This is a genomic window from Rhodanobacter thiooxydans LCS2 (assembly GCF_000264375.1).
Taxonomy (GTDB): domain Bacteria; phylum Pseudomonadota; class Gammaproteobacteria; order Xanthomonadales; family Rhodanobacteraceae; genus Rhodanobacter; species Rhodanobacter thiooxydans.
Genome location: NZ_AJXW01000043.1, coordinates 206,539 through 219,707, shown reverse-complemented (window position 1 = coordinate 219,707; position 13,169 = coordinate 206,539). Strand labels below are relative to the sequence as shown.

Here is a 13,169-nt window from a genome sequence, read left to right as displayed (position 1 = left end):
GTTCGCCGACTTTGACGGGCTTCACCTCGGGGGTTTCCCCCGGAGGGCTCAAATTGTTCAAGTCCCTTGTGTCTACCAGTTTCACCACTCGGGCGTATCGTGAAGCGTCGAACCTTGCAGCGTCGTTCCCCGGCTCCCAGTGCAGAGGGCTCGGCGCTGGAGGGTCGAAGATACCCTGGCCCCTGCCTGTCGCCCGCCCCGACACAGCGCGTGAATGGGCTGCGGGCAGGCGCATCGTAGCATGCGCCGTGTCTCCGGCCGGGTCAGAACAGGCTCTTGAAGATGTGGATGCCGGCGCTGTACTCGCCGATGATGGTGCCCACGCTGACCAGGAAGAAGTTGAGCAGGGTGCGCGCCACGCGGTTCTTCCACCAGCCGCTCCAGTGCACGATGTCGTCGCGCAGGGTGTCGAAGTCGACCACCCGCGGACGCCGCGCCCAGGCTTCGGCCATCGCGCTGATGCCGCCGGCGGGGATGCCGGGGCGGAACGGCTTGATCGGCGCGGCGATGAAGGCGGCGGTGATGCTGAACGGATGGGCGCCGGCGACCAACGCGCCGAGCGCGGCGAAGCCGCCGGTGAACAGCACCCAGGCCAGCAGAGCCTGCGTACCCAGCGAGGCGTTGCGGTGGAAGGCCCAGGCGATCGCGGCGAACACCAGCAGCACCAGGCCGGCGGCCAGCCACTTCGGCCAGCGCGCCTTCGGCGGCGGGACGGCCAGCTCGGCGACCTTCGCGGTGGGATCGTCCTGCTGCTCGCGCAGCAGGGCGCACAGGCCCTTGAGGTGGCCGGCGCCGATCACCACCAGCACGCGGCGGTTCTCTGCGCTGGCGGTACGGGCGGCTTCCTCGCGCAGGCGCGCGGCCATGAACGCGTCGCGTTCGCCGATCAGGCTGTCGTAGAGCGGCTTCGAGCCGCTGGCGAATTCGCTGAACGCGCTTTCCAGCAGGTCGCCCTGCTTCAGTTTCTCGATCTCGCTTTGTTCGATGTCCTCGCGCTCGAACACGCTGGCCAGCAGGCCGCCGAGCAGGCCGAAACGCTGCCAGAAGCCCACGCTGCGCCAGGCGCGCTTGAGCGTGGTGCCGACTTCGCGGTCGATCAGCCACAGCGGCAGCCCGCGCGCCGCTGCGCCGTCCATGGCGGCCTTCATCTCGGCGCCGGGCTGGATGCCGGACTGGTCGGCCAGGCGTTTCTGGAAGGTGGACAGCACCAGGCTGGCGGCGACCATGCCGGCCTTGCCCTGGCGGATCACCTTGAACAGGTCCATCTGCTTGAACGCTTCCGGATCACGCATGCTCTGCGCGCGGCTGTCGCACAGTTCCACCGCCACCGCGTCGAAGCGCTCGTGCTCCAGCAGCGCCTCGACCGCCTCCATGCTGCTGCGCGAGACGTGCGCCGTGCCCAGCACCACGTATTCCACGCCGTCGCGCCGCACGCGCTCGACCGGCTGGCCCTGCACGGCGGCGGGCAGCGCGGTGACTTCGGTTTCGGGGGCGCTCATGCGTTCAGCAGGCCGGTCGTGGAGGGAATCCAAGCATGGGGACGACGGCCGCCCGGAACAAGCAGGCGGCGCGGCGCGATTCAGTCACGGAAGCGCCTGAGCAGGTCGGCGTAGGCATCGATGCGGCGGTCGCGCAGGAACGGCCAGATCCGCCGCACGTGCTCGCTGCGTTGCAGGTCGACGTCGGCCAGCAGCAGCTCGCGCTGGTCGTTGCCGGCCAGGGCCAGGAACTCGCCCTGCGGGCCGGCGACGAAGCTGGAACCCCAGAACCGGATGCCGGCGCCGACACCCGTGGGGTCGGCTTCGAAGCCGGTGCGGTTGCAGGACAGCAGCGGCAGGCCGTTGGCCACGGCATGGCCGCGCTGCACGGTGATCCAGGCGTCGCGCTGGCGATCCTTTTCGGCCTGGTCGTCGTTCGGGTCCCAGCCGATCGCGGTGGGGTAGAGCAGCAGTTCGGCGCCGGCCAGCGCCATCAGGCGCGCCGCTTCCGGGTACCACTGGTCCCAGCACACCAGCACGCCGAGGCGGCCGACCGAGGTGTCGATCGGCTCGAAGCCGAGGTCGCCGGGGGTGAAGTAGAACTTCTCGTAGAACGCCGGATCGTCCGGGATGTGCATCTTGCGATACTTGCCGGCGATCGCCGCGGAGCGATCGAAGACGACGGCGGTGTTGTGGTACAGCCCGGTCGCCCGCTTCTCGAACAGCGAAGCCACCACGACCAGTTGCAGTTCTTCGGCCAGCTTGCCGATGCGCTCGGTGCCGGGGCCGGGAATCGTCTCGGCCTGGTCGAAGATCTCCACCGACTCGTGCTGGCAGAAGTACGGGCCGTTGTGCAGCTCCTGCAGCAGCACCAGTTCGGCGCCGGCCGCGGCGGCTTGGCGCAGGCCGGCTTCGATCGCGTCGAGATTGGCGTCGCGGCTGCCGCGGTCGGTTTCCTGCAGCAGCGCGACCTTGAGGGTCTTGCGGGTCATCGGGGTCAATCCTCGGCACAGGCCAGACCGCCAAGTCTAGCCGATGCGGCTCAGGCGATCCCCGCCGGCAGCTGCATGGTGACGCAGTGCAGGCTGCCGTTCTGCCAGATCAGCGGGCGACATGGCACCTGCACCACCTCGCGGCCCGGGTGCGCGCTGCCGATGATGCGCGCAGCCTCGGCGTCGGCGGCGTCGCCGTAGGCCGGCACCAGCACGGCGCCGTTGACGATCAGATAGTTCGCGTAGGACGCGGCGAGCCGGCGGCCTTCGTCGAGGATGGGCTTTGCCCACGGCAGCGGATGCAGCCGGTACGGACGGCCATCGGCGGTACGCAGCGCGGCCAGCTCTTGGCCCATGCGCTGGAGTTCGTCGTGGTGGTGATCGGCGGCGTCGTCGCAGGCCTGGAACACGATGCGCTCGCCCGGCGCGAAGCGGGCGAGGGTGTCGATGTGCGCGTCGGTGTCGTCGCCTTCGAGGTAGCCGTGGTCCAGCCACAGCACGCGGTCGGCGTGCAGGCCATCGCGCAGGATCGCGTCCATCGACTCGCGCGACTGCTCGGGGTGGCGCTGGTGCAGGCATTTCCAGGTGGTGAGCACGGTGCCGGCGCCGTCGCTCTCGATGCCGCCGCCTTCCAGCGCCCAGTCGATGCGCTTGTGCATGGCATGGCCGAACACGCCGGCCTGCACCAGGCCGGTGATCAGTGCGTCGTCCTGCGCGGCGCTGAACTTGCCGCCCCAGCCGGTGAAGCGGAAGTCGGTGAGCCGGAAGCCGCCGGCACCGTCGACCAGGGTGATCGGGCCGGAATCGCGCAGCCAGGTGTCGTCATAGGGCAGCTCGACGAAGCGGACCCTCGACAGGTCCGCGCCGCCGCCGTGCAGTTGCGCCTGCACATGCGCGCGCAGTGCGGCATCCGCGACCACCACGATCAGCGGCTGGAAACGGGTCACCGCAGAGGCCAGCGCCACGTAGGTGGTTTCCACCGCGGCCAGGCGTTCGGTCCAGTCGGTGCCGGCGTGCGGCCAGGCGATCAGCACCGCGGCCTGCGGTTCCCATTCGGCAGGCAGGCGCCAGCGGGGGTCGGTCATGACGGATTCTCGTGCGGGAGGGCGCCGCGCGGCGCCGGACCGCACATTTTAAGCGATATGCGCACGGCAAAAACGGCGGGATCGGCGTTTCGTGCGCGGCAAGGTACCCGTCCAAGGTGGCGCACCCGGATGTCCGCCACGAAAAAAAGGCCCGCGTTGCCGCGGGCCGCTTCGTCCGGAATGTCCGTTCAGTTGACGTCTGCCGGGTTGGTGTTGTTGCCGGCCGGCGTGTTGAGCACCGAGTGGATCACATGGCTGTGCTCGAAATACACGATGAAGTTCGCGTACTCCCAGCGATTGATCTGCGGGTGTTTCTTGCTGTCGCCGCCGCGCGGCGACAGCTTGCGCTGCGGCGCGCCCCAGGTCTTCTCGACCTGGGCCATGCTCAGCCCACGCTTGGGCAGGTTCATGTCTTTTTCCTGCTGCACGCGATGGATCAGCAGGCTGTCGCCGTGTTCGCGCGACTGCGCCGCGCCGGCCGGCTGCGATACGGCCAGGCCGGCGGCAGCGGCCAGCAGGATGACGATCGGCAAACGGCTCGTGAACTTGACCATGGCTCCCCTCTCCAGACAAGGCTGTATGCGGCGTCGTTGTAGCAGAACCGCCGGTGCCGCGCCATGCCGGTGGCCGCCGAATGCGATGGGTTCGGCATTCGCCGCGCGCGGCGGAATCGGTAGACGCGTCGAGAATAGCGCCATCGCCGCTATCATGGGCGGCTGCGGGCGACGGCCCGCCCGTTTCCGATCCGGGTTTTCGATGATCTCCTTCCGACATTTCGCCTTGCGCCGCGGCAGCCGGCTGCTGCTTTCCGACATCGACCTGGTGATCCAGGGCGGCTGGCGGCTGGGCGTGATCGGCCGCAACGGCTGCGGCAAGTCCAGCCTGTTCGCCGCGCTGCAAGGCACCCTGGAAGGCGACGCCGGCGAGCTGGAAATGTCCGGCAAGCTGCGCCTCGCCTCGGTGGCGCAGGAAACCCCGGCCTTGCCGGACGCGGCGATCGACTACGTGCTGGGCGGCGACGAGGAGCTGGCCGCCGCGATCCGCGACGAGGCCGAGGCCGGCGAGCGCGGCGACATGGAGGCGATGGCGAAGGCGCACCATCGCATCGAGGAACTGAACGGCTACGACGGCCGCGCCCGCGCCGGTCGTCTGCTGCATGGCCTGGGCTTCCCGCCGGAAACCCACGAGCGCGCGGTGCAGGAATTTTCCGGCGGCTGGCGCGGCCGGTTGAACCTGGCGCGCGCGCTGATGTGCCCGTCCGACCTGCTGCTGCTCGACGAGCCGACCAACCATCTCGATCTTGACGCCGTGCTGTGGCTGGAGGAATGGCTGCGCCGCTACCAGGGCACCTTGCTGATCATCTCGCACGACCGCGAGTTCCTCGACGGCGTGATCACCCACACGCTGCACCTCAACGAGGGCAAGGCCCGGCTCTACACCGGCAACTACAGCGCGTTCGAGCGCCTGCGCGCCGAGCAGCTGCGCCAGCAGCAGATCTCGCACGAGCGCGAGCAGGCCGAGCGCGCGCACCTGCAGTCCTTCATCGACCGCTTCAAGGCCAAGGCCAGCAAGGCGAAGCAGGCGCAGTCGCGCATGAAACGGCTGGAGAAGCTGTCCGGCACCGAGGCGGTACGTGCCGAGCGGCCCTTCAGCTTCCAGTTCCCTGCGCCAGGCCGGCTGCCCGATTCGATGCTGCAGTTGGAGGACATCGTGGCCGGCTACCAGGTCGATCCGTCCGCCGGCGGCCACGAAGTGGCGAACATCGTGCTGTCCGACGTGCGCTTCAGCATCGAGGCCGGCGAGCGTATCGGCCTGCTCGGCCCCAACGGCGCGGGCAAGTCCACCCTGGTGAAGACCCTGGTGGGCGAGCTGGAACCGTTCGGCGGCGAGCGCAAGGTGCACAAGGACCTGAAGGTCGGCTACTTCGCCCAGCACACAGTGGAAAGCCTGCGCGAAGGCGCTAGTCCGCTCGATCACCTGATAGACAAGGCGCCCGGCGTGGCCACCCAGGTCATGCGCGACTTTCTCGGCACCTGGAATTTCGCCGGCGACCGCGCGTTCGAATCGGTCGACGGCTTCTCCGGCGGCGAGCGCGCACGCCTTGCGCTGGCGCTGATCGCGTGGGACAAGCCGAACCTGCTGCTGCTGGATGAACCGACCAACCATCTCGACCTGGACATGCGCGAAGCGCTGGCCGACGCGCTGGCCGATTTCGACGGCGCGCTGGTGCTGGTCTCGCACGACCGCCACCTGCTCGGCATGGTCTGCGACAGTTTCTGGCGCGTCGCCGACGGCGAGGTAGCGCCGTTCGACGGCGACCTGGACGACTACGCGCGCTGGCTGAAGACGCGTACTGCCGCCGCGAAGAAGAGCGCGAAGAAAATCGAAGAGTGCGGACAGGCAAGCCCGCCTTCTGATGCCCGTGCGCAGGACGCGCGCGCCGGTACCGCCCGGCGCCCGGCCGCCGCCCAGCGCGACAACGAGAAAGCCGCGCGCCAGCGGGTGAAGAAAATCGAGACACGTACCGCCGGCATCGACACCGAGCTGGCCGCGCTGGAGGCGCAGCTGGCCGATCCGGCCACCTACAACGGCCCGACCAGCGAAATGATGCGCATCGGCCAGCGCCAGGCGCAACTGCGCGGCGAGAAGGAAGTGCTGGAAACCGAGTGGCTGGCACTGGTCGAACAACTGGAAGCCTGAGCCATGTCCAAGCCGGAGCGATCGCTGCAATTGTGGCTGCCCGCCCTCGCGCACGTCGAGCCTGACCATCCACTACGTCCATGGCTGCCCCGCGCCGACCGCCTGCCGGACGGCGGCGTCGGCTACCTGGGCGGATTGGGTGAGCACTTCCGGGGCATCGACGCGCTCGTGCCCGCCGCGGCGATCACCCGCCAATTCCTTGCCGGCGATGCAGGCGACGACAGCTGGCTGTCGGCCGACCCGGCCTGGGTGCAGCCGGACATGAATGGCGTGCGCCTGCTCGCCTGCGGCCGGATGGAGCTGGGCATGGACGAGGCGCAGGCGCTGGCCGAACCGCTGCGGCCGGTATTCGACGAGGCCGGCATGCAGCTGGAGATTTCCACGCCGGACCACTGGCACCTGCGCCTGTCGGCCGCTACGCCGCTGCCGGAGTTTGCCGCGCCGGAGCAGGCGCTGGGCGAGGACCTGGCGCAGCATCTGCCGCAGGGCGCGCAAGGGCGCCGCTGGCGTGTGCTGCTCAACGACATCCAGGTGCTGCTGCACCAGCATCCGCTCAATGCGCAACGACAGGCGCGTGGGCAGTCGCCGGTCAACAGCCTGTGGCTGTGGGGCGGCGGATGCCTGCCTCCGCCGGTGGCCAGCGAACTGGCCGGCGTGGTCAGCGACGACCTGCTGCTGCGTGCGCTGGCCGCGCGTGCCGGCATCGCGCAGCAGCTGCGTACAACCGAGGCCATCGCCACCGGCGAAGCCGGCTGGCTGATCGACCTGCAGGACCTGCCGGCGCACGAACTGGCCTCGCGCTGGTGGCCGCTGCTGCAGCCGTTGCTCGAACGCCGCGCCGTCGTGCTGCATTTCGCCAGCGGCGAACGCTGGCTGCACAAGCCCGGTCATCGCTGGCGCTTCTGGCGCGGGGCAGGGCGTTGAGCGTGCTGCAGCTGCGTCGGCGCGAAAGCAGGGGGGCGCCGCACGGCTGGCCGGACGCGGTGCACCCGGTGCTGCAGTGGATCTACGCCGCGCGGGGCGTGCTGGAACCCGGCCAGGCCGAGCACCGGCTGGCACGGATGCTGTCGCCGCAACTGCTCGGCGGCATGGCGCAGGCGGTCGACCTGCTGGCCGAGGCGATCCGCGACGACTGGTCCATCCTGGTGGCCGGCGACTACGATTGCGACGGCGCCACCGGCACCGCGGTGGCCGTGCGCGGCCTGCGCCTGCTCGGCGCGCGGCGGGTGGATTACGCCATCCCCAACCGCTTCGTGCACGGCTACGGCCTGAGCGCGGCGTTCGTGGCCTCGATGCAGCCGGCGCCGCAGTTGATCGTCACCGTCGACAACGGCGTGGCCAGCGTGGCCGGCGTCGCCGCGGCGAAGGCGCGCGGCATCAAGGTCATCGTTACCGATCACCACCTGCCCGGCGGGCAATTGCCGGCCTGCGACGCGATGGTCAATCCGAATCTCCCCGGCGACCCGTTTCCCAGCAAGATGCTGGCGGGCGTAGGGGTGATGTTCTACCTGCTGCTGGCCCTGCGCGCGAAGTTGCGCGAGCAGGGCGCGTTCGGCGCGGCAAAACCCGACCTGTCGTCGCTGCTCGACCTGGTCGCGCTGGGTACGGTGGCCGACCTGGTGCCGCTGGATTTCAACAACCGCGTGCTGGTCGAGGCCGGCCTGCAGCGCATGCGCAGCGGCCGCGCCTGCGCCGGCATCGCCGCGCTGGTCGAGGCCGGCAGGCGCAGCGTGGCCACGCTGTGCGCCAGCGACCTCGGTTTTTCCATCGGGCCGCGCCTGAACGCCGCCGGGCGGCTGGAAGACATGCGCCTGGGCGTGGAATGCCTGCTCACCGACGACGTGGCGCAGGCGCGCCACCTTGCCGGGCAGCTCGATGCGATCAACCGCGAGCGGCGCGAGCTGCAGGCCTCGATGGTGGCCGAGGCCGAGGTGATGGTCGCCGGCCTGGGACATGTCGACGCAGTCGGCGTGGCGTTGTACGAACCGTCGTGGCACGCGGGCGTGGTCGGGCTGGTCGCTTCGAAACTGAAGGAGCGGCTGCACCGTCCGGTGATCGCCTTCGCCCCAGCCAGCGAAGACGACACCGAAAACCTCCGTGGTTCCTGCCGTTCCATTCCGGGCTTCCACATCCGTGACGCGCTGGCCGCGGTCGACGCGCGCCAGCCCGGCCTGATCGAACGCTTCGGCGGTCATGCAATGGCTGCCGGGCTGAGCCTGAGAACCGCCGACTACCCGCGTTTCGCCGCCGCGTTCGACGCGGTCGCGCGCGAGCTGATCGAACCCGAGCGCCTGCAGGCGGTGCTGTACACCGACGGCGAGCTGCCGCCCGGCGCCGCCACGCTGGCCTTGGCCCGGCAACTGCGTGAAGCCGGGCCATGGGGCCAGGCCTTCCCCGAACCACTGTTCGACAACCTGTTCGAGTGCGCCGGCTGGAAGCCGATGGGCGAGAGCCACCTGCGCCTGCAACTGTGCGATCCGCGCGACGGTGCCGTGCACGACGCGGTGATGTTCAACGCCTACCACGGCCAGCCGCCACCGTCGCGGCTGCGCGCGGCCTACGAGCTGACCATCAACGACTGGCAGGGGCGCGAGACGCCACGGCTGCTGCTGCGGCATATCGAACCGGCCTGATGCCGCTTGCGCGTTTTTCACGCAGCCCGTTCCAGACTGGCGTTCGCCCCGCTCATGGAGAACGCCCGTGATCGCACTGATCGAAGGACTGCCGCCCGGTACGCTGGGCTTCCGCGCCCACGGCCAGGTGACGGCGCAGGATTACGAGAACATCATCGTGCCGGACGTCGAGGCCGCGTTCGCGCTGAACCGCAAGCTGCGCCTGCTGTACGTCACCGCCGACGACTTCACCGGCTTCGACCCGGGCGCCATGTGGGACGACGCCAAGCTGGGCGTGCGCCATTTCAGCGGCTGGGACCGCGTGGCCCTGGTCACCGACGTAGTCTGGCTGCGCGCCACCGCGATGGCATTCGGCTTCGTCATTCCGGCCCAGTTCCGCCTGTTCCACGGCGCGGAGATCGAGGAAGCCACCCGCTGGATCACGGCTCCGGGCGATGGCTGAGGCACCCGTCGGGGTGTTCGCGGCACTTGCCAAGGCCGGAGCGATCTGCTCAAGTTGGCCCATGCATCCCGTCACCGCCAGCTGCCTGAACCTCGCCGCGCCTTCCGCGCGGGGCTTCGTGCCGGCCGGCAACAACAATAATCGCGCGAACAATAACGCCAACCGTTGGCGGGCCCGCGCGTAGCTGCAAGAACCATTACCAGACACGCGACCAAGGCCCGCCCAGTGCGGGCCTTGGTCGTTTTGGCGTGCGCGATTCCATCCGCGCAAGAGCAACCCGGCCATTCATGGCCGATGTTTCAACTTTATGCGCGGTTCCATCCGCGCAAGAGCAACACCCGGCCATCCATGGCCGATGTTTCAACTTTATGCGCGGTTCCATCCGCGCAAGAGCAAACCCGGCCATCCATGGCCGACTCTTCATAAAAGCGGCATTCACCACCAGCAACCGAGGAAAACCCACCATGTGCTCGATTTTCGGAATGTTCGACCTGCAGCCGGGCGACGACCTGGCGGCGCTGCGCCGGCAGGCGCTGGAGCTGTCGCAGCGCCAGCGCCATCGCGGACCGGACTGGAGCGGGGTGTTCGTCGACGCCGGGGTGATCCTGGTGCATGAGCGCCTGGCCATCGTCGACCCGGCCAGCGGCGCGCAGCCGCTGCGCTCGCGCGACGGCGCGCTGGCGCTGGCGGTGAACGGCGAGATCTACAACCACCGCGAACTGCGCAGCGCCAGCACGTATGACTTCACCACCGGCTCGGACTGCGAGGTGATCAACGCGCTGTACCGCGAGCACGGCAGCGACTTCGTCGGCAGGCTCAACGGCATCTTCGCGTTCGCGCTGTGGGACGGCGCAGCGCAGCGCTACCTGGTCGCGCGCGACCCGATCGGCGTGTGCCCGCTGTACTGGGGCCACGACGCGCAGGGCCGCCTGTGCGTGGCCTCGGAGATGAAGGCGCTGGTCGGCCTGTGCGCCGACGTGGCGCCGTTCCCGCCGGGCCATGTCTACGACAGCGCCAGCGGCGAGCTGCAGCGCTACTACGTGAAGCCGTGGCGCGATTATGCCGTCACGCGCGGCCACGCTGTCGCCGCATCGGCCTTGCGCAAGGCATTCGAGCAGGCCGTGCACCGCCAGTTGATGACCGACGTGCCGTACGGCGTGCTGCTGTCCGGCGGGCTGGATTCCTCGCTGGTTGCCGCCTGTGCCGCGAAATTCGCGCGCGAGCGCATCGAGGACAACGACCGCAGCGAGGCCTGGTGGCCGCGCCTGCACTCGTTCGCGATCGGGCTGGACGGCTCGCCCGACCTGGCCGCGGCGCAGGTCGCCGCCGACGCGCTGGGCACCGTGCACCACGGTTTCGTCTACACCTTCTGGGAAGGGCTGGACGCGCTGCCGGAAGTGATCCGCCACATCGAGACCTACGACGTCACCACCATCCGCGCCGCCACGCCGATGTACCTGCTGGCGCGGCGGATCAAGGCGATGGGGGTGAAGATGGTGTTGTCGGGCGAGGGCTCGGACGAGATCTTCGGCGGCTACCTGTACTTCCACAAGGCGCCTTCGGCCGAGGCCTTCCACGAGGAAACCGTGCGCAAGCTCGACGCGCTGCACAGTTACGACTGCCTGCGCGCGAACAAGGCGATGATGGCCTGGGGTGTGGAGGCGCGGGTGCCGTTCCTGGACCTGGAATTCATCGACGTGGCGATGGGGCTGGATGCCGCGCGCAAGATGGCCGGCAACGGCAAGATCGAGAAGCACGTGTTGCGCGAGGCGTTCGACGGCGCCTTGCCGAAGGAAATCCTGTGGCGGCAGAAGGAGCAGTTCAGCGACGGCGTGGGCTACGGCTGGATCGACGGGTTGAAGGCGCATGCGGAGCAGGCGGTCAGCGACCGCGAATTCGCCGCGGCCGCGGCGCGGTACCCGTTCAACACGCCGGCGACCAAGGAGGCGTACTTCTACCGGCGCATTTTCGAGCGGCATTTCCCCGGCGAAGCCTGCGCGGCCACCGTCCCCGGCGGCAAGTCGATCGCCTGTTCCTCGCCGGCGGCATTGGCATGGGACCCGGCCTTCGCGAACGCAGCCGATCCGTCCGGGCGGGCAGTGAGAGGCGTCCACGCCCAGGCGCTGGCGTGAATTTGGTTAGCTGGCAGATCGATCGGCCAGGTGCCACCCGCTTCGTAGGGCGGGCACTGCCCGCCGGCTCTTCAATACACCAAGAGAACTGGCGGGCAGTGCCCGCCCTACGAGAGCGGGACGCTTGTTGTAATGCGTCTGTTATTCTATTGAGCTTGCATCCATCGCTGATACCACCATGATCGAGACCAATCCCATCCATGCGCAGATCGCCGACCTTCGCGGCCGTGTCGAGTCGCTTCGGGGGTATCTTTGACTACGCCACGAAAAGCGAACGTCTGGAAGAGGTAACCCGCGAACTGGAAAGCCCCACCGTGTGGGACGACCCGGCCAGCGCGCAGGAGCTGGGTCGCGAGCGCGCCCGCCTGCACACCATCGTCCACGGCATCGACACGCTGACCGCCGGTCTGAATGACGCCGGCGACTTGCTGGAGATGGCCATCGCCGACAGCGACGACGAGACCGCGCAATCGGTGACCGACGACCTGGCCAAGCTGGAATCGCAGGTCGGCAAGCTGGAGTTCCAGCGCATGTTCTCCGGCAAGATGGATGCGATGAACGCGTTCGTCGACATCCAGGCCGGCGCCGGCGGCACCGAGGCGCAGGACTGGGCCGAAATGCTGCTGCGCATGTACCTGCGCTGGTGCGAGCACCGCGGCTGGAAGGTCGAGCTGATGGAAGTCAGCGGTGGTGAGGTGGCCGGCATCAAGTCCGCCACGTTCCGCGTCGAGGGCGACTACGCCTACGGCTGGCTGAAGACCGAGATCGGCGTGCACCGCCTCGTGCGCAAGAGCCCGTTCGACTCCGACAACCGCCGGCACACCAGTTTCACCTCGGTGTTCGTCTCGCCGGAAGTGGACGACAGCATCGAGATCGACATCAATCCCGCCGACCTGAAGACCGACGTGTACCGTTCGTCGGGTGCCGGCGGGCAGCACGTCAACAAGACCGAGTCGGCGGTGCGCATCACCCACGTGCCCACCAATACGGTGGTGGCGTGCCAGACCGAGCGCAGCCAGCATGCGAACCGCGACCGCGCGATGAAGATGCTGGCCGCCAAGCTGTATGAACTGGAAGTGCAGAAGCGCAACGCCGAGAGGGATGCGCTGGAAGCCACCAAGTCCGACATCGGCTGGGGCAGCCAGATCCGCAACTACGTGCTGGACCAGAGCCGCATCAAGGACCTGCGCACCGGCATCGAGCGTTCCGACACCCAGAAAGTGCTCGACGGCGACCTCGACGAGTTCATCGAGGCGAGCCTGAAATCCGGCCTCGGGGCCGGCGCCAAGCGCATCGACGCATAAGTTCCGATCACTGACGAGGTGACCCGCATGAACAGCAAGAAGATTGGCACCGTCCTGTTCGCCTGCGCCGCACTGGCGGTCTTCGGCGTGGCTGCGCAGTCGACGCAAGGCGGCACCGGGCAGGGCATCAAGCAGGATGCGAAGGACGTGGGCCACGGCGTCGCCAACGGCGCCCGCGACGTGGGCCATGCCACCAAGCGCGTCGCCAAAAAGGTCGGCCACGGCGCCAAGGAAGCCGGCACCGGTATCGGCCACGGCGCGAAGAAGGCGGGCCTCGCCGTCGGCCATGGCGCCAGGGACGCCGGCATCGCCATCGGTCACGGCGCGAAGGAAGGCTGGGAAGCCACCAAGGGCGCCACCAAGAAAGTGTTCGACAAGGGCGATTGATCGCCCGACACGCCCT

11 protein-coding genes are annotated in these 13,169 nt (G+C 68.8%); 7 read left to right on the top strand and 4 right to left on the bottom strand.

Going from position 1 to position 13,169, the window contains the following annotated elements; all coding sequences use genetic code 11:
- Nucleotides 1–263: 263 nt before the first annotated feature.
- From UUA_RS09885 to UUA_RS09870, 4 genes are all read right to left on the bottom strand, one after another.
- Nucleotides 264–1,499: a TraB/GumN family protein gene (locus UUA_RS09885; RefSeq protein WP_008436426.1), complete on the bottom strand. Its 1,236-nt coding sequence runs from the start codon at nt 1,497–1,499 to the stop codon at nt 264–266.
- An 80-nt stretch (nt 1,500–1,579) separates the two neighbouring features.
- Nucleotides 1,580–2,470 carry a carbon-nitrogen hydrolase gene (locus UUA_RS09880; protein WP_008436425.1) on the bottom strand — a complete coding sequence of 297 codons (891 nt, stop codon included), beginning with the start codon at nt 2,468–2,470 and terminating at the stop codon, nt 1,580–1,582.
- 50 nt (nt 2,471–2,520) lie between these two features.
- Nucleotides 2,521–3,555 (bottom strand): agmatine deiminase family protein, encoded by a 1,035-nt coding sequence (locus UUA_RS09875; protein WP_008436424.1) that lies wholly within the window; start codon nt 3,553–3,555, stop codon nt 2,521–2,523.
- A gap of 188 nt (nt 3,556–3,743) precedes the next feature.
- On the bottom strand, nt 3,744–4,109 hold the full coding sequence (locus tag UUA_RS09870) for a hypothetical protein (RefSeq protein ID WP_008436423.1): 366 nt from the start codon (nt 4,107–4,109) through the stop codon (nt 3,744–3,746).
- A 202-nt stretch (nt 4,110–4,311) separates the two neighbouring features.
- Here UUA_RS09870 and UUA_RS09865 point away from each other — a divergent pair, with 202 nt between their 5' ends.
- From UUA_RS09865 to UUA_RS09835, 7 genes are all read left to right on the top strand, one after another.
- A complete protein-coding gene (locus UUA_RS09865) occupies nt 4,312–6,255 on the top strand; it encodes an ABC-F family ATP-binding cassette domain-containing protein (protein ID WP_008436422.1) in 1,944 nt (647 codons plus the stop codon).
- Nucleotides 6,256–6,258: 3 nt separating this feature from the next.
- Nucleotides 6,259–7,179 carry a phosphoglycerate mutase gene (locus tag UUA_RS09860; RefSeq protein WP_008436420.1) on the top strand — a complete coding sequence of 307 codons (921 nt, stop codon included), beginning with the start codon at nt 6,259–6,261 and terminating at the stop codon, nt 7,177–7,179.
- Complete coding sequence (recJ, locus tag UUA_RS09855; protein ID WP_008436419.1) at nt 7,176–8,888, top strand: single-stranded-DNA-specific exonuclease RecJ; 1,713 nt, start codon at nt 7,176–7,178, stop codon at nt 8,886–8,888. The genes UUA_RS09860 and recJ overlap by 4 nt, the downstream gene beginning before the upstream one ends.
- Before the next feature lie 67 nt (nt 8,889–8,955).
- A complete protein-coding gene (locus tag UUA_RS09850; protein ID WP_008436418.1) occupies nt 8,956–9,330 on the top strand; it encodes a SpoIIAA family protein in 375 nt (124 codons plus the stop codon).
- A gap of 464 nt (nt 9,331–9,794) precedes the next feature.
- Nucleotides 9,795–11,462, top strand: coding sequence for an asparagine synthase B (asnB, locus tag UUA_RS09845; protein ID WP_008436416.1), 1,668 nt, complete (start codon nt 9,795–9,797; stop codon nt 11,460–11,462).
- Between the two features lie 178 nt (nt 11,463–11,640).
- Nucleotides 11,641–12,766 (top strand): peptide chain release factor 2 gene (gene prfB, locus UUA_RS09840; protein ID WP_153022932.1). Its coding sequence is split into 2 segments (ribosomal slippage): nt 11,641–11,715 and nt 11,717–12,766, totalling 1,125 coding nucleotides; the frame shifts between segments, so codons are not numbered across the junction.
- A gap of 27 nt (nt 12,767–12,793) precedes the next feature.
- Nucleotides 12,794–13,153 (top strand): hypothetical protein, encoded by a 360-nt coding sequence (locus tag UUA_RS09835; protein ID WP_008436413.1) that lies wholly within the window; start codon nt 12,794–12,796, stop codon nt 13,151–13,153.
- The last annotated feature ends 16 nt before the right edge of the window (nt 13,154–13,169 follow it).